Origin of the sequence: Paenibacillus farraposensis (assembly GCF_020736845.1) — a bacterium.
In the GTDB taxonomy this organism is placed as follows: Bacteria; Bacillota; Bacilli; order Paenibacillales; family Paenibacillaceae; genus Paenibacillus; species Paenibacillus farraposensis.
Genome location: NZ_JAFFQR010000029.1, coordinates 197765 through 217957 on the forward strand (window position 1 = coordinate 197765; position 20193 = coordinate 217957).

Annotated in this window: 22 protein-coding genes and 1 pseudogene; 15 read left to right on the top strand and 8 right to left on the bottom strand. The window is 48.1% G+C overall.

The genetic code is table 11. From position 1 onward, the window contains the following. The first annotated feature begins 86 nt into the window (after window positions 1–86). From JO375_RS06230 to JO375_RS06255, 6 genes are all read left to right on the top strand, one after another. Window positions 87–1886 carry a sensor histidine kinase gene (locus tag JO375_RS06230; RefSeq protein WP_229523633.1) on the top strand — a complete coding sequence of 600 codons (1800 nt, stop codon included), beginning with the start codon at window positions 87–89 and terminating at the stop codon, window positions 1884–1886. Beyond that, complete coding sequence (locus JO375_RS06235) at window positions 1883–2950, top strand: response regulator transcription factor (RefSeq protein ID WP_229523634.1); 1068 nt, start codon at window positions 1883–1885, stop codon at window positions 2948–2950. The genes JO375_RS06230 and JO375_RS06235 overlap by 4 nt, the downstream gene beginning before the upstream one ends. A gap of 245 nt (window positions 2951–3195) precedes the next feature. Further along, window positions 3196–4476, top strand: coding sequence for an ABC transporter substrate-binding protein (locus JO375_RS06240; protein WP_229523635.1), 1281 nt, complete (start codon window positions 3196–3198; stop codon window positions 4474–4476). Between the two features lie 39 nt (window positions 4477–4515). Further along, the gene (locus JO375_RS06245; RefSeq protein WP_229523636.1) at window positions 4516–5400 is read left to right on the top strand and encodes a carbohydrate ABC transporter permease; all 885 of its coding nucleotides are present in this window, start codon (window positions 4516–4518) and stop codon (window positions 5398–5400) included. Continuing rightward, window positions 5397–6224 (top strand): carbohydrate ABC transporter permease, encoded by an 828-nt coding sequence (locus JO375_RS06250; RefSeq protein ID WP_229523637.1) that lies wholly within the window; start codon window positions 5397–5399, stop codon window positions 6222–6224. The genes JO375_RS06245 and JO375_RS06250 overlap by 4 nt, the downstream gene beginning before the upstream one ends. A gap of 186 nt (window positions 6225–6410) precedes the next feature. Then, on the top strand, window positions 6411–7457 hold the full coding sequence (locus JO375_RS06255; protein ID WP_229523724.1) for a hypothetical protein: 1047 nt from the start codon (window positions 6411–6413) through the stop codon (window positions 7455–7457). Here the strand turns inward: JO375_RS06255 and JO375_RS06260 are convergent. The 5 genes and pseudogenes from JO375_RS06260 to JO375_RS06275 all read right to left on the bottom strand — a co-directional run bounded on the left by JO375_RS06260 (window position 7454) and on the right by JO375_RS06275 (window position 10169). Beyond that, window positions 7454–7762: a hypothetical protein gene (locus tag JO375_RS06260; RefSeq protein WP_229523638.1), complete on the bottom strand. Its 309-nt coding sequence runs from the start codon at window positions 7760–7762 to the stop codon at window positions 7454–7456. The genes JO375_RS06255 and JO375_RS06260 overlap by 4 nt on opposite strands. A gap of 2 nt (window positions 7763–7764) precedes the next feature. Continuing rightward, complete coding sequence (locus JO375_RS24490; RefSeq protein WP_267497670.1) at window positions 7765–7887, bottom strand: hypothetical protein; 123 nt, start codon at window positions 7885–7887, stop codon at window positions 7765–7767. 75 nt (window positions 7888–7962) lie between these two features. Next, a pseudogene (locus JO375_RS06265) lies at window positions 7963–8411 on the bottom strand (DUF5695 domain-containing protein); the annotation flags it as partial. A 361-nt stretch (window positions 8412–8772) separates the two neighbouring features. Continuing rightward, window positions 8773–9465: a DUF421 domain-containing protein gene (locus JO375_RS06270; RefSeq protein WP_229523639.1), complete on the bottom strand. Its 693-nt coding sequence runs from the start codon at window positions 9463–9465 to the stop codon at window positions 8773–8775. A gap of 212 nt (window positions 9466–9677) precedes the next feature. Further along, window positions 9678–10169 (bottom strand): hypothetical protein, encoded by a 492-nt coding sequence (locus tag JO375_RS06275; RefSeq protein WP_229523640.1) that lies wholly within the window; start codon window positions 10167–10169, stop codon window positions 9678–9680. A 403-nt stretch (window positions 10170–10572) separates the two neighbouring features. Here JO375_RS06275 and JO375_RS06280 point away from each other — a divergent pair, with 403 nt between their 5' ends. The 3 genes from JO375_RS06280 (at window position 10573) to JO375_RS06290 (ending at window position 11992) form a co-directional block, all read left to right on the top strand. Next, entirely contained in the window at window positions 10573–11157 is a 585-nt protein-coding gene (locus JO375_RS06280; RefSeq protein WP_229523725.1) for a TetR/AcrR family transcriptional regulator, read from the top strand. 110 nt (window positions 11158–11267) lie between these two features. Continuing rightward, entirely contained in the window at window positions 11268–11369 is a 102-nt protein-coding gene (locus tag JO375_RS06285) for a YjcZ family sporulation protein (RefSeq protein ID WP_229523641.1), read from the top strand. 401 nt (window positions 11370–11770) lie between these two features. Continuing rightward, window positions 11771–11992 (top strand): hypothetical protein, encoded by a 222-nt coding sequence (locus JO375_RS06290; protein WP_229523642.1) that lies wholly within the window; start codon window positions 11771–11773, stop codon window positions 11990–11992. Here JO375_RS06290 and JO375_RS06295 read toward each other — a convergent pair. The 3 genes from JO375_RS06295 to JO375_RS06305 form a co-directional block, all read right to left on the bottom strand. Beyond that, complete coding sequence (locus tag JO375_RS06295; RefSeq protein WP_229523643.1) at window positions 11976–12440, bottom strand: AbrB/MazE/SpoVT family DNA-binding domain-containing protein; 465 nt, start codon at window positions 12438–12440, stop codon at window positions 11976–11978. The genes JO375_RS06290 and JO375_RS06295 overlap by 17 nt on opposite strands. 354 nt (window positions 12441–12794) lie before the next feature. Continuing rightward, window positions 12795–13226 (bottom strand): hypothetical protein, encoded by a 432-nt coding sequence (locus JO375_RS06300; RefSeq protein ID WP_229523644.1) that lies wholly within the window; start codon window positions 13224–13226, stop codon window positions 12795–12797. A gap of 91 nt (window positions 13227–13317) precedes the next feature. Next, window positions 13318–13797 carry a GAF domain-containing protein gene (locus tag JO375_RS06305; RefSeq protein ID WP_229523645.1) on the bottom strand — a complete coding sequence of 160 codons (480 nt, stop codon included), beginning with the start codon at window positions 13795–13797 and terminating at the stop codon, window positions 13318–13320. Window positions 13798–14109: 312 nt separating this feature from the next. Here JO375_RS06305 and JO375_RS06310 point away from each other — a divergent pair, with 312 nt between their 5' ends. The 6 genes from JO375_RS06310 to JO375_RS06340 all read left to right on the top strand — a co-directional run bounded on the left by JO375_RS06310 (window position 14110) and on the right by JO375_RS06340 (window position 20071). Next, a complete protein-coding gene (locus tag JO375_RS06310; RefSeq protein WP_229523646.1) occupies window positions 14110–14706 on the top strand; it encodes a GNAT family N-acetyltransferase in 597 nt (198 codons plus the stop codon). Next, on the top strand, window positions 14690–15448 hold the full coding sequence (locus JO375_RS06315; protein ID WP_229523647.1) for an energy-coupling factor transporter transmembrane component T family protein: 759 nt from the start codon (window positions 14690–14692) through the stop codon (window positions 15446–15448). The genes JO375_RS06310 and JO375_RS06315 overlap by 17 nt, the downstream gene beginning before the upstream one ends. A gap of 158 nt (window positions 15449–15606) precedes the next feature. Beyond that, window positions 15607–16194 carry an ECF transporter S component gene (locus tag JO375_RS06320; RefSeq protein ID WP_229523648.1) on the top strand — a complete coding sequence of 196 codons (588 nt, stop codon included), beginning with the start codon at window positions 15607–15609 and terminating at the stop codon, window positions 16192–16194. Window positions 16195–16251: 57 nt separating this feature from the next. Further along, complete coding sequence (locus JO375_RS24730; RefSeq protein ID WP_322098701.1) at window positions 16252–17808, top strand: ABC transporter ATP-binding protein; 1557 nt, start codon at window positions 16252–16254, stop codon at window positions 17806–17808. 170 nt (window positions 17809–17978) lie between these two features. Beyond that, on the top strand, window positions 17979–19493 hold the full coding sequence (locus JO375_RS06335; protein ID WP_229523649.1) for an MDR family MFS transporter: 1515 nt from the start codon (window positions 17979–17981) through the stop codon (window positions 19491–19493). A 185-nt stretch (window positions 19494–19678) separates the two neighbouring features. Then, window positions 19679–20071 carry a hypothetical protein gene (locus JO375_RS06340; RefSeq protein WP_229523650.1) on the top strand — a complete coding sequence of 131 codons (393 nt, stop codon included), beginning with the start codon at window positions 19679–19681 and terminating at the stop codon, window positions 20069–20071. The last annotated feature ends 122 nt before the right edge of the window (window positions 20072–20193 follow it).

A 20193-nucleotide genomic window follows, 5' to 3' on the forward strand; every position in this document is an offset into this window, starting at 1 on the left:
GTCCGGCCGGGAATATCCGGCAAATAAAGCGCCCCTGCGAATAGCGGGGCGTTTTCACATATGGCTGAACAGAGGAGTGCATTGCTATGCCAACCCGAGCAGTCCGCTGGTTCCGGGCGCTGATGGCCCCGTATCGACGCAGCATTCAGCTCAAGCTGATTTTAACAATGGTTGTCCTGTCTGTGCTGCCGGTCATTGCCGTCACGGTGCTGGCTGCGGAAAAAAGCCGAGCTTCGATGGAAGCCGAAGTGGTGGAGACCAACATGTCCAATATCAAGTGGACGGGGATTTACATCAGCGACCAGCTCGACCGCCTGAATCAATTGATTTACAGCATTCAGATCAGCCCTGATCTGAGTGATTATTTGAATGAGCGAGAGCCGGACAACCTTTCAAGCGAGTTTAATGCCCAGCGTAAATTGCTGAATACGCTCGCGAATGTGTATTATTCGGCTGGCAGCCATGTAATCGGTATTCAGCTTTATTTGAAGCAATCACAAGCCCTGTGTACCTTCAATGGCATGAATAATGATATTACGACGGTGAACGGTATTCCCCCGCAGTATGCCGAGATGTGGCAGGCGAACAAGGATTATTCAATCCGCACGAGTTCGGCCGATTCGGAACGCTTTACACTAACCCGCAGTATTCGACGTTTTGAGGATCGGAAGCAGACGGGTGTGATTTCACTGGATGTACTGTGGTCGCAATTCGATCAGACGCTCGACCTGCTGGGACGAGGGGATCAGCATCAGGTGCTTATTACGGATGCAGATGGCAGGATCATGTATCCGGCGCAGGCCCGGCAGTCGCCTCCTCCTGCGGGTATATTGGCAGCACTTCGTGATGTTAGGCCAGGTCTCGGCATGATTCAAACAGGTCAGCAATACGTGTTCTATAATGACCTGGATGCGGTTGGACTGAGGCTGGTCAAAATCATACCGACTTCCTCCATTAATCATAGCGCCTTTTTAACGATGCTATATGGCCTTATCGTGGGCGTGATTTCGATCCTTGTTTCCATCTGCATTGCCGTTTTCATCGCATGGCGGACCGCTCGGCCGATTGTTCATTTGGCACGTTCCGTACAGGAACTGGAAATGATCAAGGGGCCGGTTGGCAAGCCGAGCACACGCCCGGATGAGATCGGGCTGCTGGAAAGAAGCCTGCATGATATGTCAGGACGACTCCGTGAGCATATCCAGACGGAATATAGTATCAATTTGCAAAAAAAGACGGCTGAATTGAAAGCGCTGCAGGCACAAATTCATCCTCATTTTCTGCAAAACACGCTGCAAATGATCGGCAGCATGGTATTTTCCCAAAAGCCGAAGGATACCTATGAGGTGATCCGATCGCTGAGTGAGATGTTCCGCTACGTGATACGGGAACCTCAGGATATGGCTACTTTACGCGCGGAGCTCGACCATGTGGGACACTATATGCGTATCCAGCAGCGGCGATTTCCGCAAAGACTGGTATTTCGGGTGGAGACGGATGAGCGGGCGCTGGATATCCGCCTCCCCAAGTTGTCGCTTCAGCCATTGCTGGAAAACGCGTTTCAGCACGGTCTGGATCGTAAAGCAGGGGCATGGCGAATAGGAATCCGCGTAGAGATTAGGAAGGAAGACGTATGGATCACGGTTTGTGATAATGGTAACGGCATGGCCCCGAATGAGCTGGAAAAAGTGCGGGCCAAGCTGGAAACTACTGCGGAGGAACCGATCTGGGCGCAGGGCAGTCATATCGGCTTAAGCAATGTGGCTTCACGCATACGGATGAATTTTGGTGTGAATTACGGGGTGGACATAGACAGTGAGCAGGGAGCCGGTACCCGTGTCACCATCCGCATCCCATTCACCTCAGCAAAGGAGGGTAATGTATGATCAAGGTATTAATTGTCGATGATGAGCCGTGGAACCGGGACATTGTAAAAACATTTGGCGCATGGGACAAATTCGGCATGTCGGTAGTGGGTGAGGCTGAGGACGTAGACGAGGCGTTCAGGCTGACCGGAGAATTGGAACCGCATATCGTCATTACGGACATGCGGATGCCGGGTGCGGATGGAGTAGAGCTGCTGCAAGCACTAAATCATCATTTTCCGGATGTTAAAATCATTGTTGTGAGCGGTTATGATGATTTTGCGTATGCCAAGCATGCCATCCGTTATAAGGCTGTCGATTATTTGCTGAAGCCTATCAATCCCACCGAGCTCAATGCGGTACTGCTCAAATGCAAAAACGATCTCGAGACCAAGGCGGCAGAGCGGCAGCAGACAGCGGCAGAGCTCGATTATGCCTTTCTCCACAAGCTGACCCGGTATAAGCAGTTGCTGCGCCTTTATTTTAAGGAACTGAATCCAGATGGAGTGAATATGACGTGCAAGCAGGTTATCCAGGAACTGGAGAGCTTCGGATCGCCAGGACCTTCGATGCTGGGCAGACTGGTGCAGGAACTGCTTTCCCTGTTAAAAGAACTGGCAGCGGACAACGGGCTGGCTTCCCATGCGGCCAAGGACGGATTTTCGCTGCCGCAGGATGCGCTATCCTCTGCAGAACATGCGCTGGAGTTCGTATCGGCGTGCTATAGCCAGGATTTGGATCAGCTCATTCGGCAGCGGAAATACAAAAACAAGCTGAATCTGGAGGAGGTACGACACTATATGGATCGTCACTTTGCCGAACCGATAACACTGGAGCAGCTCGCGAAAAGTTTTTTTGTGAGCAAAGAGTACATGAGCAAGGTATTCAAGCAGGAATACGGTCAAAATGTAACGGACTATATTGTTCAGCGGAGAATGGAACAGGCTCGGGAATGGCTGGCAGACAAACAGATTTCCATAAAAGCGGTGGCAGAGATGACAGGGTATGAGGATGTGTCTTATTTTTACCGGGTGTTCAAAAAGCATTTCGGCATGGCGCCAGGTGAAATGAGGAAGGAGCGTTAATATAAAGTGTTAGCAGCCGCAGTTTAAAAAAATCCAATTCAACAGGATAACGGTGTCCAATGGCAGAAATGGTTTCCCATTCTATAATGAAAGCGTATACAAAACAAGCGGCATAAGGGATTTAACCTCTATGAAGCTCACACGGAGCATGCAAGAGGTTGAAGACCGGCAACACAGCTGCGTTGGATGACCGCAGATTGAACGGTGGACAGCAGTTATATTCAACTTAGGGGAGGTCATTTTGCATGAAAATGTGGAAAGGTGTATTGAGTACGGTGCTGGTTGGCACGTTATTGGCCGGGTGCGGAGCGAATTCTTCAGGCCGTGACAGCGGCAGCTCCGGCGGAGACGGCAAAACCGTGAATCTCAAAATGTTTATCGCCCAGCCGCGGTTAAAGGAGCATTACGATAAATACATTAATGCGTTCGTAGCGAAGGAAAAGAAAGATAAAAATATCGACGTTACGGTGCAACTGGAGATGCCGCCTGCCGACAATGCTGCTCAAATTTTGAAGACAAGACTTGCATCGGGTGATGCGCCGGATGTATTTGCGCTGCATGCGGTGAATGAAATTCCTCCGTTTTATAAAGCAGGTTATTTGGAGGATTTGTCTGGTCAGCCGTTTGTCAGTAAATTGCTGGACAGTGTGAAGCCTTCAGTGACAACGAAAGACGGCAAGGTTGTAGCCGTTCCTTTAGAAACGATTTCATGGGGCTATTTATACAATAAAAAAATATTTAAGGATTTGGGGTTGAAGCCGCCGGGTACATTGACCGAAATGAAGGCTGTGGTCGAGAAGCTGAAAGCGAACAATGTGAAGCCGTTCCTGTTGTCCTACAAGGAATCATGGATTCCGCAGCTGTTCGTGCCGCTGACAGCAGGTGCGATGATCAACACGCAGAATAAGGATTTTATCGACCGGATGAATCAGGATAAAGGTTCTTTTACTGAAATGAAGAGCATGTTCGACATTATCGATCTGGTGAACAGCAACGGCACAGACAAGGCGCTGGAAATTGGCGGAGATGACGGGTCAGCGGCCTTCGCTGCGGGCAAAGCAGCCATGTGGATTCAAGGCCCGTGGTTTGCAGAAACGATTTTGAAATCGGATCCAAACATGGATTTTGGGGTTGCACCGCTGCCGATCAACGATGATCCGAATGCGACGCTAATCAATCTGTCCACTTCAACTTCACTAGCTGTATCCTCTACAAGCAAAAATAAGGAGGTTACACTCGATTTTGTCAATTATGTACTGGACGACAAGGATTCCAGCGCATTTTATGAGGCATTAAAATTTAACCCGATCTCCAAGGTGCATACGTTCAAAAGCTATTCTTGGGTCAATGGCGCTACCGCATATGTGGAAGCAGGCAAGTCATATCAAGATCCATCTATCCCGCAAGCGGTTAAGGACGAGGCAGGCAAAGCGCTTCAATCCTACTATGCAGGCCAGCTCTCGCAGGATGATGTGATTAGGGCGCTGGATAAGGCATGGAAATCGTATAACAAAGTGAACAAGTAGCGGTAACCTATAGAATGACATCGGGAGGGGGGACACTCCGTGCCGTTTAAAATGTATAAAAAATATGTGATGCTGCTGGCATTTACCGCTCCGGCACTTATATTCTACACTATTTTCCTGCTTATTCCGACGATCAGCGGTATGTACTACAGCTTCACAGACTGGAACGGATTGAATCCGGATTACAGCTTCCTCGGCTTGGGGAACTTTATAGAAGCGCTGAAGGAGGACCCGGATTTTCTCAATTCCCTGTGGTTTACGCTCAAATATGTATTGGTCATGATTGTGCTACAAAATGTGCTGGCGTTGGTGCTGGCGGTGCTCATCGAATCGCGTACACGTTCCAAGGGATTTTTCCGTACGATATTTTTTATGCCCAATATGATTAGTACCATTATTAGCGCATTTATGTGGACGTTCGTATTTTCCTCCGTGCTGCCGCAGATTGCCGAAAAGACGGCCATTGCTTTTTGGGGTCAATCGTGGCTGGGCGATCCGAAGGTATCCTTCTTTTCCATCATTATTGTCTCACTCTGGAATGGTGTCGGATATATGATGATCATTTATCTGGCTGCGCTTCAGGGGGTGCCGCAAAGCTTGAAGGAGGCCGCTATTATTGACGGGGCCAACGCGTTTCAGACATTGCGAAGCGTGACGCTGCCGATGATTACCCATGCCATTACCATCTGCTTCTTCCTGACGCTGAATGGTGCCTTCAAGGTCTACGAGGTTGTCTACGGGCTGACAGGCGGGGGGCCGGGACGCAGTACACAGGTGATTACGATGAACATTTATGAGGAGGCGTTCTCCAACAACTTCCGTTACGGGTATGCGAGCGCCAAGTCTGTTATCTTGTTTGCCATCGTCCTGATCTTCACCCTGATCCAGCTGCGTGTCATGAAGAAGAAGGAGGTGGAGGCATGAGGCTGAAAAAAGCCAATTCCCTACTGATTACGTTGCTGCTGTGCGTAGGCGCAGTGGTGTCCTTCTTCCCCATCTATATGGCGGTGATCAATTCATTTAAAACGCAGGGCGAGATGTTTGCATCCTTTACGGCGCTGCCGACAAAGCTGCATTTTGAAAATTACAGTCAGGCTTTTCATCAGACTCATTTGCTGAACAGTGCTTTGAATTCCACGATCATTTCGCTTATGGGTATTGGCGGTATCGTGGTCTGCTCTGCACTTGCAGGCTACAAGCTGTCTCGTACCCGGGGAAAGCTAAGCGGGGCTATTTTCTTCCTGTTTGTCGCCTCGATGCTGGTGCCGTTTCACTCTATTATGATACCGCTCACAAGGATGGCGAGGGATTTGTCCGTCCAAGGCAGTACGTACGGCTTGGCGCTGATCTATATCGGTTTGGGTGTCAATATGGCCATCTTTTTGTATCACGGGTTCGTCAAATCCATTCCACGTGAGCTGGAAGAATCGGCACAAATGGACGGCTGCAATGAGTTCCAAACGTTTTTCCGCATTATATTTCCACTGCTGCTGCCGATCACTGTCACGATCGCCATTTTGGATTTCCTATGGATTTGGAACGACTTTTTGCTGCCGCTGCTGATGCTGACAGATGTCAATCACTACACCCTGATTCTCTCGACTAATATGCTGTTCGGAGAGTACAACAAGGACTGGTCGCTCATTCTGGCAGTGCTTGTCCTGACCTCTATTCCAGTGATTCTGATCTATGTGTTCTTCCAGAAATTCATCATGGAGGGAATCGCGGAGGGAGCGGTTAAGGGCTAGAAGCCGCTCTCTCGAATAAAGGTTTCCAGGCGAACGGAAGAATTTGGAGCTGTGTACAGGCGACACGGCTCTTTTTTACGTCTAGTTGGCAGCGCAGCGCTCGCCTTTGCAGCGACCGTAGGAACAAATGGAACGCGGAGCGGTCTTAGCCATACAATATTTCATCTGAATGTAAAGGGGATGATGATGATGGCTACCTTCTCGGCCGCCCTGCAAGTGAAAAAGCGGATGGCCAAGCGCGTATTAAAATTATCCGGTGTCCACGGGATTGGTGTAGGATACAAAGACCCTGCTCATCCCAAAAAGGGAGCCGCTGTGATTGTTTATACAGACCGGCTAGCTTCAGCCTCTACCGGACTCTTGTCTGCTACAGCATTGGGCAAGAAAACGAGCGTCCCGGTCCGGATTGTAAAAACCGGAAAGCTTAGAGCCAATGCCACAGACTACAAAGTGCGCATACGCCCGGTCATCGCCGGCTACAGTGTCGGGACGATTGAAGGCTCCGGTTCAACCGGACTGATCGTTGCCCCAACTGGAGAGCCGGCGACACGTTATCTTTTCAGCAATAACCATGTCCTCAATCCCTCCAATACAGATAATCGGGAAGCTATGATTCAGCCCGGCGGAGCAGATGGAGGAACGGTTGCCCAAGATCGGATAGGCCGGCTGTACCGTTATGTACGCTTGAACCCAACCGGGACGAATCTGATTGATGCGGCGCTTTCCCTGCCGACCAGGAACAGCTTGCTCAACCCGCGTTATGCTACCGTAGGAGTAGTTCCGGGCCATGTCACCGCTTATCGTGTGGGAGAACGATTTAAAAAGGTAGGGCGTACAACCGGGCGGGTAAATGGTACGGTAGAATCCGTTTATACGGATTTGCAGATCAATTATGGCGGAAGCCTGGGGTTGCTGACCTTTGAGGATCAAACCGTCATTAGAGGCAAGAATCCTGTATCGCTGCCCGGAGATTCCGGTTCAGTCTGGCTCAGGCAGTCAGATCATTATGCGGCAGCGGTCAACTATGCAGGCACGGCGGATGGTCGCCGCTCCATTGCCTACCCGGTGCAATGGTTCATGCAGGTATTCAACACACGGGTAGCCCGACCCAATGGGGCAGGCAGAGTACTCAGGGTAGATACAGGCTCTTCTCCCCGTTCCTATACAAGACAGCTTACTAATGAGGAACGGACTCGTTTAAGACCAAGAACGACGCGCACGAAAAAGAGCTAAATGTCCCTCAGTTGGAATAAGCCGCTTCCTATAAACGAATCATAAAGCTGCGTGTGAACGGCAGCTCCCGCACTGTCCGCAATGGCGAGGGAGAGCGTGTAGTGCTCAATCTCGTCCGGGCTGCCGTTGTGGTCTGGTGTAGTCTCCAGCTTGAGTGCCTTCCGTTCGGATGCACTGTTAAAATTTAACACCTCCGTAACACCAGTGGCAGATAACGTGCTGGGCAGATTCATCATGAGCCGGGACGTGACCTGTTCCCTGAGTGTGATGCTGATCGGATACGCCGCACTTGCAGGAGGCTTCACGGTCAGATTAATGAAGGGGTTGGCGATATAGCCTGCCAATCCACCAGATCGACGCCGTACCCGTTAATGATACGTCCGAAGCGGTCAATGACCTCGGCATCGCTGCCAATCGCTTGCGGGGACATGCCGGATGGCCTCTAAACCGGGCAGCAATATTTTTCAACGTCAAGCGGACGTTGTTTTTGGACTTGGACACGGTCGGTAATATAGGAGCTGTTATGTCCTACAAAAGAGAGAGAAAGTACCCTTGTCTCATAGATTGTTCGTTATTGCCGCCGGACCAAAATTCATTGAAGGGAAGCGGCAGTCCCCAATCTCCGATTTCCAGCGTTTGATTAGAGGTGTTGGTTACTCTCATTTGCCAATGCAAATAGTCATTAACCAACGAATACGTCTCTGGTAAAGTAAAATTGCGTATTCCCTGGGCATTTGATGAATTTTGATAGGACACCTGAACACTGTTGCCGGAAGAGATGATCTTGCGAGCATCAGCAGAACGGCTTGTCCATGCCCGCGTCTATGCCCCGTTACCAAGATGGTAAGTGAATATAAGCTCACCGAGCCACTGATGGTCCGGCGTGTTTTGATTAAGTGCGTTGGAGCCGTACATAACATAATTCGTATTGAATGAGTCTCCTGCAATATGTAGGAGAAATGCTGTTGTAAACTTATGTGTGGAATTGATAGAAAATAGATTCATATTGACACAAAATAAGATTCGTCAAAGCGGATCTCATGGATTTATTAGTTGCTTATTTTTTTAATAGTCGGCTTTACGGGCTTTGTTGTTAAGGCATTAAGCGCGTCACGCACTTCTGTGGCTCCTTCTCCATTACGGCCAATACTTTCGAAAGAAAAAGCTTGGGGGATTGCAAGAAAGGGTCTGGCCTTTTTCCCTAAAATGATCGGCTTGATGTTATTTCTGACTGTAGATGCAGTACAAACTCCGTTAATGATTTGAGGTGTTGCTTTTAATATAGCAGTAAACTGCTTACAAAGCGGACTATTGTCTATTTGTTAATAAAAAGAGAACCATCTTTTTGAATCTCTGCATAAAAGACTTCTTGTATTGTCTGGATTCCATGTTTCTTTAATTCGTCATGCACCCATTTTTCCGTTAAGTTCAGTTCGATTAGATTCTTTTTTACGATCTTGCCGTCCGAAATAATTTCTGAAGGAAGATAAATAAAAGTTGAGGTTGGTATGTTCATGTCTTCTTTGGTAACTGTTTGCTTAAATTCCTTTTTTAAAACACTAAATTGTCCGTCAGGCTCCAGAATTGCATAATGAACGTCTTGGAGACTAAAGACATCTTTCTTTCGAAGCATCATACTAAGGTCATCAAGATTGAGGCGGTTTCTTTGAAGTGCCTTCTTAAGTATTTTTCCATCCTTTATAAGAATTGTAGGTTGCCCATCAAACAGGATTCGGGCTTTGCTTGATATCAAGCCGATATATTCAATAAGAATTGCAAGAGCACACCACCAAACTAAGCTAATGAGTCCATTAAAAAAAGGCGCCTCACTTCTGCCAGCAATATCCGCTGTGATTGAACCGATAGTGATCCCTGTAACATAGTTAAAATAAGTAAGTTGACTAAGTTGTTTTTTACCAAGAAGCCGCGCTAGTATCAATAGAACAAGAAAAGAAAGGCTTGCCCTTAAACTCATTTCCCAGAAATCCACTTTCAAAAAATCATCCATTCCGAAACACCACACCATTCGTAATATTTATAGATTCCAGTATGGTCTTTACAAATATTGATCATACATCACGGGATTTAAAAGTTCCTATATTATCTATGGATCTTTTAGCTTACGTCTTATTTATATATGTATCTTTATGGAATGAAGATTATTAAAGACGCTCTGATTGGAATCAGAACGTCTCTTTCAGGTATGTAATGCAAATTTACTCAGTCAATTGAAACGATTTGCCACGCTCCATCTTTATCTTTATCAAAATAAAAGGTATAACGTATATCGGGTGAAACTCCTTTTTCTTTATTAAGCCGTTCGCCTACAACAGGTATCAATATTCGATCATTTTCTTTTGCAGCTTTGGCAATACCGGTGAACTTCACGGGCTGATCCAGGAGATAATCGTACCCTGTTTTGACAGCTGGGCTGAGTGCAGCATGGAATTGATCCGCATCTTTTGTAACAAAAGCCGCGATGGTTGCTTTGAGTTTTGTTAACATCCCCTCTTCAATCAAAGGGTCTTGTACTTCATCCCACTTGATCTCGTCCAGGCTTTGCAGGATGATTGTTGGACTGGCTGCTACTGATTCTGGAGCTGCTGGAGCTTTTCTCGTTGGGGGTGAATCTGTTGTGCCCTGATTTCCACACCCAGCCACAACACTCACAGAGAGTATAAAAATAGATATTATTTTGGCAGTCTTATTCATGTGTCTTAACGCATCCTTCCTCTTTATCTAATGAGTATGATGTTAAAAAAAGTCGCAGTGTTCTTATAATAAGATACCATATTTTTTATATTATGTAAAAAAACAAAGGTATCGATCTAATGATATCTTTGTTTCATCGTATATCCTGGCATGGGCATTGATAGGAGGTTGGCGATTACCTTTTAAATCTTCTGCTGCACTGCGGGATATTGATGTTTGATACTGCCCATTGCAAAATCTGTTGACGGCCTTAAGGAGAGAGGCCTATACCTTTTCAGAGTCTTTGGTTTAGCTGTAATAGGACTTTTGAAGGAAAGGTGCATATCATTCTCAAGCCCGTTGTTCTTACGGTAAAGGAACCTTATAATACGGTAGATTTGTCGAGTAAGGGGGTAAGACCGTGATGAAAGCGGGAGTCAGAAGTCGGGAGAGTCGACGGTTGTTACTGGAAGCAGGGGCTGAAGAGTTCGCTCAGACGGGGTTTTATCGGACAAAGGTAAGTTCAATTGCGGCACGTGCAGGATTAACGCAGCCGGATTTTTATATTTATTTTGAAAGCAAGGAACAGATTTATGAAGAGCTTGTTGAGAGCTTTCGGGCTTTGGTGAACGAGACGGCGCAAAGCATGCAGGTAGGATCGGTCCAAAGCAAAGCTGAAATTTTGAAACAGGGACAAGTATTTTTGGAATCTATTTTTCGTATGCTGTCCAATAACCCTGCGATGACCCGTGTCGGATTTTATCAGTCAGCCGATTCGGTACGAATTAAGGCGGAAATGGCTGAGCATATCAAAAGGCATTTGCTGGCGGCGCAGCGATGGGAGGCCTTCCGTGAGGGGCTGAACCCGGAATTGACAGCGGAATGCGTCATCGGTTTGATTGAACGCCTGACGTTAACTCAATTGCTGCCTGGACGCGGAAGTCCATCTGTACTTGCTAATCAGGCACGAGACCTGCTGTATCACGGCATGCTGGAATCCGAAGGCTAGCGGAGGCTGCCAGGAAACTATATTTGGGCGATAGTCGCGGCGTTTGTCCCTATCATGAATAATGGCATACGCATAAGATGCTATTGTAAACCATGAAGGGAGGAATCCGTATGTCTGGATCATGCGCTGGTTATGGAGGTTTTACTTCCACAGGAGCGATTCTGGTACTGTTTATTCTGCTGGTTATTATCACCAAAGCATTTTTCATCTGATTCGCAGCTCAGGTAGCTAATTTTGGAGAAGAGGAGCAAGTAGAGATGGGGGAAGTAGAGAGAGAATGTGGCTGAAGCTACGGCGCTTGGACTTCCACGGGTGTTATTCTGGTTCTCTTCATTTTGCTGGTCATTATCACTCGTAACTTCTTCATCTAATCCTATATTCATGGGCTTGAGCGCCGATGTCTCAGGTTTATGTCAATGTAAAGCCTTATAGCTGGAACCAAACCGCCTTGAATAGAGGTGGTTTCTTTTTTTGAAAAGTTAACGTTGGCGTTAACGTTATATAGGCGTAATATTATATATAAAAGTTTCCATAAGGTAGGTTCCATGGCTACGTATAAAATTGACGCAAGAGCTTCAACGCTACATGTCCGCAGTGAAAGAGATTATAATATATGGGTCCTGCAAGATATAAAAAGCCACCGGATACAGGTGGATTCCCTGAAAATAATCCGGTGGTTTTTATGCACGGTTGTGAATTCTCACCATGGCTGTCTATGATGTTTTGTCGGTTAGCTAAGGTGCTTGCGTATCACGGTTCAAAAGTAGCTGTACATGATGAATCTCTGATGTATACCTATGTAGGATATCAAGCTGCATTTAGAGCAATTTTTTGAGCTGGGATATACGGGCCTGGGAAACTTCGAGTATTTTGGCATATTCGTGCTGTGCTGCATTGGGCTGCTTTTGCATTAGCTCTTTGAGGCTTTCGATCATCTGCTGTGTCGACCGGCGCAGACGCTTTGACTGCTTATCAAACCGATTTCTGCTGGATAAAGCGGATTTTACCGGTCTTGTGATAGGATTCGCAAACGTACCATCCTTTAAACTCTCAATACATTCCTTGCAGATAAAACAGTCTCGAAAATAAGTCAATTGCTCAGTTGAACCACACATTTTACACGTCACTCCGGTATATTTTCGAAAGGCGAGAGTGCCGGTTTCCTCATCGGCAAAAATCTCAACAGGATCACCGACATTGTAATCCATCGCAATTCGCATTTCCTTGGGAATGACGATACGGCCTAACGCATCTAGGGGACGTGTCATACCTGTACTTTTCAAAAGATAACCTCCTTTTCATATATACTTATAATACTAAATGAAGAAGACAAAAAAGAATAGGCTTAGAGGAGCAATCGCATATATTAAGTTAAAAATTGAAAAGTATACAAAAAGACTCCATAATATGTTTGAATATTTTCAAGTTGATGATGAATATCGATTTTCATTTTGCGATGTACTCATCAGAAAGGTTCAAATCAAAGAGTGGATTGCCTGCATAAGGATTTTAGTGTGAAAAAAAAGTGAAGAGTATGAAAAGGGATGAACAGCCGCCAATCCGAGGGCTACTATTCACCCCTTTGGTATGCAAAGAAGCTTTACATGCTGCTGTGTCTCATGTCTTGTTGACTGATGCTACCGTATTTGTTGCATGTTACCACTGCCTGTATGCTGCCCGGTCATACCCATGTGTTGCGGAAAGCTTTGCCCCGTATGGCTTCCTGCACCATAAGAGGAGGGCTGCATACTGCGGGAGGCATAGTTATTGCCAAATCCAGGCTGAGTCATTTGGCTGCTGGAGCGCATGGTGTTTTCCAGTTGGCTGCACAAATGAATGACTTGCTGGTATTGCTGTAAGGCTTGTTGGTGGTGCTGGATGGCAGTCTGGATCATCTGAGCTGCGTTGCGTTCACGTTGCACCAGGTCTTCAAGACTGGTTGCATTTTGTTGCTCCTGCTGCAGCAGTTGTTGGTACATCGCAGTTCCTTGCTGCGTTTGCTGGACCAGTTGCTGGATAATCTGTTCACATTGATGAAGTTGTTGTTGTGGAGCCATGTTGTTATACATTGATCATCAATCTCCTTTTGCCGGATAGTTGCGGGGTTATAGACCCTCATATATTGTGGCGAAGGAAGACCATATATATGCACAACTTGAGTTACAGACTGGATACGAGAATAGACGTAAATTCCTCTAGGAATACACGATCTTCGTCGTCAAAGCGACCTTTTAGCGGGCTGTCAATGTCCAGCACACCAATCAGTTCCCCGTTCTTGATCAAGGGGATTACGATTTCGCTATTGGAAGCAGCGTCACAGGCGATATGTCCTGGAAATGCATGCACATCGTCTACGACGAGTGTTCGCTGTTCTGCCGCGGCTGTACCGCATACACCGCGTCCCAGAGGAATCCGAATACATGCGGGTAAGCCCTGGAAAGGACCAAGTACAAGCTCGGTGCCATCATAAAGATAGAAGCCGCTCCAGTTAATATCCGGGAGAAAATGGCCCAGTAACGCAGAAGCGTTCGCCAGATTAGCAATCGCATTGGATTCATCGTGAACAAGTGCCCGGAGTTGTCCGAGAACGGATTCGAATTGTTCCTGACGTGTTCCTTCGTAAGGGATAGCTTGAAACATGTAGAGTCCACACTCCTAACAATGAATTTTTACAATATCTGTTGTATATATCCCCAAATAAAGGTAACTATGCAAGTTGCTTTTACCATTGGTTAATTAATTTAAGATATAACGATTGTATACATTCAGTCAAGAGGAAAATTCGTCTGTAACCTCTCGGGGACTCACTGGAGTCTAATCTCTTTATCAACCACTCATTTTCGGAAAAATAAAAAAGCTTCTCCGCTTTGAAGAAGGTTGTGTTTGTTGGAGGTGTATGCTTAAATGTAGCGTATATTTATTGTTATTTTGGTGCTGGAAGGATGATGGAACATGTGTGCATATACATGTAAGGGCCATATACCACTGCTGGAAAGCCCGCGTCTTCGCCTGCGCAGGCTGGAATCCGCGGATGCAGCTGCGATGTTCATGTGCTGGTCTGATCCTGAGGTTCGTCGTTATATGAATCTTTCCGGCATGTCTGGACGTGAAGATGCAGAAGATATGATTGGGTTGTTGAATGAACTGGCAAAGTCAGAGGACGCACTGCGTTGGGGGGTTGAACTGAAAGAGAACGGAAAGCTGGTCGGAAGCTGCGGCTTTAATTATTGGCAGACAGAAGGGGCGTATAAAGCCGAAATCGGCTATGAGCTGGCCAAGCCCTACTGGCGACAGGGCTACATGACCGAGGCTTTGCGGCTGGTAATGTCATTCGGGTATGACACGATACAGTTGAACCGGATAGAAGCACTGGTGGACCCGCGCAATACTGGCTCTCAAGCCTTGCTGTTATCCATGGGCTGGACACAGGAAGGGCTGCTGCGGCAGGTGCAGCATACCTCTACAGGCTTTAAGGATATGCTGATGTATTCTTTACTGCATGAGGAGTGGCTCAGACTGGAGGCGAAACCCAATGCTGTTTCAGTATAATGGCGGGTCTTCGCCGCTGCACAGGCTGGGGCCGCTAAGCAAGCTGATATGGGTGGGATGCTTCAGCCTGCTGTCGATGGCGTGGGATACAACGCTGCATGAAGCGGCGCTATTGGTTGTACTGATTGCTGTAGCCAAACTGGGGGCACGATTGACCCTGGTACGCCAACTGCGGACTATGTCGTTTCTGATTGGTTTGGGTATTCCGTATTTTATACTGTCTATTATGGCCGTTCGAGAAGGATATCTATTGATGTCCTGGGGGCCGATTGTAATCACGGTAGAAGGACTGGATATCGCAGGGGCGTTAACGCTGCGAATTTTTGTGCTGTTTTTGGCCTCATATATCTACCTTTCGACCACCGATCCCAGAGATTTTGTACAGTCTTTGAATCTGCGTTGGCGTGTTCCTTACCGGTTCGCGTTTGGTATTTCGGTGGCGCTGACCTTTTTGCCTTTGCTGGAAGAAGAAGGACGTACTATTATGGCGGCACGACGGGTGCGCGGACAGCAACCGCCACGAGGATTGAGAAACCGGTTGGCCTATTGGAGCGGATATGCGGCTGCAGTGCTGGTAAATGCGGTAAGACGGGTACAGCAGACTGCGCTGGCTATGGAGGGAAAAGGCTTTGGGGCTTATGCAGACCGTACCTATCTTCGTACGCTGGACAATGGCCGCTCCGGTTATATATATGCTGTGATTGCTGTAATAGCTACGGCTGTTTTATGGTGGAGCTTATAAACGGCAACTACTTTTGTTGTTTTTATTGTCAACTTGTCAAATAAGTTATGGTTGACAATAAGAGCGCGGGTGAATACATTTATACAGTAGCAGCTTGTACAGAAATCGGGCTGTTATCTTAAACAAGTAGACAATGGAGAGGAGTTCTGAAAATACATATGAAGGAATCTCGTATTTTCACAAAATTTACGACGCTGGATATCGTACTAATGGCGATGTTGGCAACGTTGAACGGTGTCATGACCGTTTATTTGTCGATGATTAACAAAACGTTAAACAGCCTGGGGGGTCCTATTGCAACTTCCGTGATTGTCGGACTATACATGGTATACGGGTTACTGGCCTACTATATTATTCGTAAGCCGGGGACGGCGGTGATTGCTTATTCATTCGGGGCCGTGGTACAGTCCTTCATGGGCTCTGCTTACGGAATCGCAGCTATAATCGCGGCGGCTGTCTGCTACATGATCGTTGCTGAGTTGGTATTTGCCTTGTTGCGTTATCGGCGCTGGAATACGGCTTCGTTGCTGCTTGCGGGCGGTGCCATGGTTCCGTTGTGGTTTATCGTGGCAGCCAATATGTTTGGCTACATGCATTGGGGCTGGAAGGTACTTGCAATTACACTGATTGTGCGTATCCTCAGCGGTATGTTTCTATGCGGCCTGCTCACCAAAGTGTTGGGTGATGGCTTGAATCGGACTGGGTTGTTAAAACGCTTTGAACTGGGACGCGCTTCGCGTGCATAGCCGTGACTGTGTACGAGAATGTATCCTTCAAGAATGGGGACTGAGGGTAACATAGTTATGAATGAACATAGCGATTATGAGGCTGGATGTCATATAGCCGTGTCCTTGAAGGAGTTTGGCTTCCGTTATGATGATCAGGCGGAGCCGGCGTTACATGGCTTGACGCTCGATATTAAGGCGGGCGAGCATGTAGCGATTGTTGGCGCTAGCGGAAGTGGAAAGTCTACGCTGTGCCAACTGCTTCATGGCGGATTGTACCGTTCCGGTGAGGGCGAACGGACCGGGGAATTGACCGTGTACGGCATGGACCCAGGCAAGGCTGACCTGGCTGAGGTCGCATCCACCATCGGGGTCGTGCTTCAGGACCCCGATGCCCAACTGGTGCAGGGCATCGTCGAAGACGAGATTGCCTTCGGACCGGAGAACCTGCGCGTGCCTCCGGCAGACATAGCGCAGCGCCTTGCTGCAGCGCTGGAGGCCGTCGACCTCGCGTCCGAGCGCGGCTCCTTCGTGTGCCGCCTCTCGGGAGGACAGCGCCAACGCACCACCATTGCTGCGGTGCTGGCGCTGGAAACGCCGCTCGTCGTGTTCGACGACGCCGCGGCGCAGTTGGACCCGCCGGCTGTACGAGACTTCGCCCTGCTATGCCGGCGGCTCCATGCCGCAGGCCGGACGGTGGTCACCGCGTCCGGCCGTATGGACGATGCCGCGCGGGCAGCGCAGCGTGTCATCGTCCTGAAGGGCGGGACCGTACAGCTGCAAGGCCCGCCGGAAACGCTGCTGCGCGAGCATGCTGCGCAGCTGGCCGCCTGGGGGCTTCTCCCCTCACATGCCAGGAGGGGAGAAGCGCCGCAGGAGCCGGAGGCGAGGCCCGGCTCGGCGGCTGAGCGCACCGGGCAGCCGTTGCTGGAGGTGAAGGGGCTGACCTTCACCTATCCCGGCAGCCAGCGGGCAGCGCTGAAGGGCGTGAGCCTTGCCCTTGCGGCTGGCGAACGAGCCGTTCTGCTGGGCGAGAACGGTTCCGGCAAAACCACGCTTGGCAAGCTGCTCATGGGCCTGCTGCCTGCCCCCATGAAGTGCATGTGGTGGCAGGGGCAGGATATGGCGAAGCTGCCGATTCACCAGCTGGCCGCCGGGATTGGCTACGTGTTTCAGCAGCCGGAGCACCAGTTTGCGGCAGCAACGGTGTGGGAGGAGTGCTTGTACAGCGTACGTGCCAAGCTTGGTTTACGCACCGGAGAGCCGATCCCCACTGCGTATGAGGAACGGGCACGAAGCTTGCTGACCGCCGCCAGACTGGATCACAGGCTGGATGCCTCCCCGTATTTGCTGAGTGGAGGCGAAAAAAAGCTCCTGAGCGTTGCAGCACAGTTCATCCTGCCTAAAAAGCTGTACATTTTGGATGAGCCTACGGCCGGCACGGATTACGAAGGGGTGGACATGCTGCTACGTATGTGTGCAGAGCAGTCTGCCGAAGGTGCAGCCTTCCTGATCATCACCCATGATATGCAGGTAGCCGAAAGCTTTGCCAGCCATGTTCTGTACATGGAAGAGGGGCATCTTGAAGCAGAAAATAGTGGAATTTATCATACGATTACAGTTGACAATAATTGAGTGTATGTTAGAAAATAATATGTACATCGCATACAACAGGCGGCCTATATAGGCCGCCTGTTTACCATTATGCAGTGCGGGCAAGACCGTTCTGTGCAGGGGAATCGTACAGGTACAACACAGTTTATACAAGGAAAGGATTTGTGATTTGCTTGGGACAAGATAAACCCATGAAGCGCGGACTTGTGCTGACAGGTGTTCTGCTAGCCACTTTTCTGGCCGCGATTGAAGGAACGGTTATTGGCCCGGCAGGGCCGACGATTGTTAGTGCACTGGGCAGTGTGAATCTGCTCAGTTGGATTTTTACGGCATATTTGCTGACGATGGCTGTAACCACACCTATTTTTGGCAAACTAAGCGATTTATTTGGCCGCAAACCGATTTTTTTGGTCGGCTGCTCGTTGTTTGCGCTTGGATCTTTGCTTTGCATGCTGGCTGGCAGTATGGAGCAGCTTATTTTGTATCGGGCTATCCAGGGGATTGGAGCGGGCGGTGTCATTCCCGTTACCTTTACAATCATCGGGGATATATACAAAATGGAGGAACGCCCCAAAGTTCAGGGGATGATCAGCTCGGTATGGGGGATTTCTTCCCTGATCGGCCCTCTCTTGGGCGGCTATGTGGTTACCTATTTTGGCTGGGAATGGATTTTCGGCTTTAACATTCCCTTTGGCTTGGTTGCGATGTTCTTCATCGCCCGCTATCTGCAGGAGCAGGTAAGCAAGCGTGTTGCGCGCGTCGACGTACCGGGAGCGATTACCTTTACCATCGGGATGACGGCCCTCTTGCTCGTATTGGCACTAGGCGGGCAGTATATTAGCTGGGCTTCTCCTGAATTGCTGGCCTTGGCTGCCGTAGCTATGTTGTTCCTAATTCTGTTTTTGGTTATTGAAAAACGCGCTCAGGAACCGATGGTGCCCCTAAAGCTATTCCGGATACGGGATATCGCTTTTTCCTGCGCCGCCGCACTGCTGGTCAGCACCTTGCTCATCGGGCTGACCAGCTATCTTCCATTATGGATTCAAGGCGTGCACGGTGGAGATGCCGCTTCATCCGGTTTGGCACTGGCTCCGATGTCGGTAGGCTGGCTGTTTGGCTCCATGATCGGAGGGCGCATTTTACTGACACTAGGCTCGCGTCGAATCTCGTTGATCGGACTGATCTTGATTGTATTAGGTGCCTTCGTAATGACCTTGATGGGACAAGCATCACCGATCTGGCTGCTCTTTTTGTCTACATTATTGTACGGATTGGGCTTTGGCTTCTCGATGACCGTGTTTACAATTATTGCCCAGTCCTCGGTCGGGTTCCAGCTGCGCGGTGCTTCTACCGCATTGAATACGTTCCTGCGAACGCTGGGACAAACGATAGGAGTTGCAGCCTTCGGTTCATGGCTGAATTATCGCATTGCCGCCCAGACAGCAGATGGACAGCTTATGCAGCAGGGCATTACACAGGAGAATATTAATGGCCTGCTTGCACCTCATGCTTCACAACATCTGAGTGACAAGACAGCGGGATTACTGCGTTCTGTATTGGAAAACAGTCTGCATTCCCTGTTTGTCATCATGGTCGCCATTGCGATTATAAGCTGGTTTGTTGTACTTGGCCTGCGAAATCGACCACCGGGTACAGAAGAAGGGACGGATCAGCGCATCAAATCACCTCAGAGAGAACATGCATAAGAGACTCCTTTACGGGCAATAAAGTTTTGTTGTCCAGCTCCAGCAACGATAAGAAAGTTTTTGCTGGTGGCTCTTAAAGATGTGTTAGGAGCTACCAGCAATTATTTTTACAAAAGAATATACTTATTTTGTCAACTTTGTTTCATATGATAATACATAAGACAAATACTTCAAGGAGGTGCTTCATGGAACAATCTTTTTCATCAATATTGACTTACAGCATACAAGTAATTGCGATATTACTAATCATCTTTAACTTATTGAAAAGGAACGAAAAGAAAATAGGATGGGGAACACTTTCACTACTTTTAGCTTTTCTTGGCATGGCTGTCTCTTTTAAATTTGGCAATTACATATTGGGTGATAAGTTGCTTTCCTTTTTAGGATTACCTGCCTGGTCTAATGTCAATAACACTGGGTTTCATTACACTCTTTTTCTATCTAGTATTCTCTTTATTCCAAGTTTAATCATTGGATATAAAAAACCCGAAGAGCTTGGAGCTAAAATTGGAAAGCTGGTTTCTAGCATATATCTAGCCTTAGTAATAATTATGATTTTATTTTTAATCATAAGCTAAAATATACAGCTCACATTGGCTCTGATCTTTGTTTTAACAGGAGAGAACTGAAGCTGAACTGGGTAGAATCATAGGTAACAAAGTCTATCCGGCAAGACAACGGCATCCCATCACTTTCTGAC

What these genes read in the sequence shown, in the direction of transcription:
- JO375_RS06230 (WP_229523633.1), top strand. Translation starts at nt 87, where the DNA reads ATGCCAACCCGAGCAGTCCGCTGGTTCCGGGCGCTGATGGCCCCGTAT.
- JO375_RS06235 (WP_229523634.1), top strand. Translation starts at nt 1,883, where the DNA reads ATGATCAAGGTATTAATTGTCGATGATGAGCCGTGGAACCGGGACATT.
- JO375_RS06240 (WP_229523635.1), top strand. Translation starts at nt 3,196, where the DNA reads ATGAAAATGTGGAAAGGTGTATTGAGTACGGTGCTGGTTGGCACGTTA.
- JO375_RS06250 (WP_229523637.1), top strand. Translation starts at nt 5,397, where the DNA reads ATGAGGCTGAAAAAAGCCAATTCCCTACTGATTACGTTGCTGCTGTGC.
- JO375_RS06255 (WP_229523724.1), top strand. Translation starts at nt 6,411, where the DNA reads ATGATGGCTACCTTCTCGGCCGCCCTGCAAGTGAAAAAGCGGATGGCC.
- JO375_RS24490 (WP_267497670.1), bottom strand. Translation starts at nt 7,887, where the DNA reads ATGTCCCCGCAAGCGATTGGCAGCGATGCCGAGGTCATTGACCGCTTC.
- JO375_RS06270 (WP_229523639.1), bottom strand. Translation starts at nt 9,465, where the DNA reads ATGGATGATTTTTTGAAAGTGGATTTCTGGGAAATGAGTTTAAGGGCA.
- JO375_RS06275 (WP_229523640.1), bottom strand. Translation starts at nt 10,169, where the DNA reads ATGAATAAGACTGCCAAAATAATATCTATTTTTATACTCTCTGTGAGT.
- JO375_RS06280 (WP_229523725.1), top strand. Translation starts at nt 10,573, where the DNA reads ATGAAAGCGGGAGTCAGAAGTCGGGAGAGTCGACGGTTGTTACTGGAA.
- JO375_RS06285 (WP_229523641.1), top strand. Translation starts at nt 11,268, where the DNA reads ATGTCTGGATCATGCGCTGGTTATGGAGGTTTTACTTCCACAGGAGCG.
- JO375_RS06290 (WP_229523642.1), top strand. Translation starts at nt 11,771, where the DNA reads ATGGGTCCTGCAAGATATAAAAAGCCACCGGATACAGGTGGATTCCCT.
- JO375_RS06300 (WP_229523644.1), bottom strand. Translation starts at nt 13,226, where the DNA reads ATGTATAACAACATGGCTCCACAACAACAACTTCATCAATGTGAACAG.
- JO375_RS06305 (WP_229523645.1), bottom strand. Translation starts at nt 13,797, where the DNA reads ATGTTTCAAGCTATCCCTTACGAAGGAACACGTCAGGAACAATTCGAA.
- JO375_RS06310 (WP_229523646.1), top strand. Translation starts at nt 14,110, where the DNA reads ATGTGTGCATATACATGTAAGGGCCATATACCACTGCTGGAAAGCCCG.
- JO375_RS06315 (WP_229523647.1), top strand. Translation starts at nt 14,690, where the DNA reads ATGCTGTTTCAGTATAATGGCGGGTCTTCGCCGCTGCACAGGCTGGGG.
- JO375_RS06320 (WP_229523648.1), top strand. Translation starts at nt 15,607, where the DNA reads ATGAAGGAATCTCGTATTTTCACAAAATTTACGACGCTGGATATCGTA.
- JO375_RS24730 (WP_322098701.1), top strand. Translation starts at nt 16,252, where the DNA reads ATGAATGAACATAGCGATTATGAGGCTGGATGTCATATAGCCGTGTCC.
- JO375_RS06335 (WP_229523649.1), top strand. Translation starts at nt 17,979, where the DNA reads ATGAAGCGCGGACTTGTGCTGACAGGTGTTCTGCTAGCCACTTTTCTG.
- JO375_RS06340 (WP_229523650.1), top strand. Translation starts at nt 19,679, where the DNA reads ATGGAACAATCTTTTTCATCAATATTGACTTACAGCATACAAGTAATT.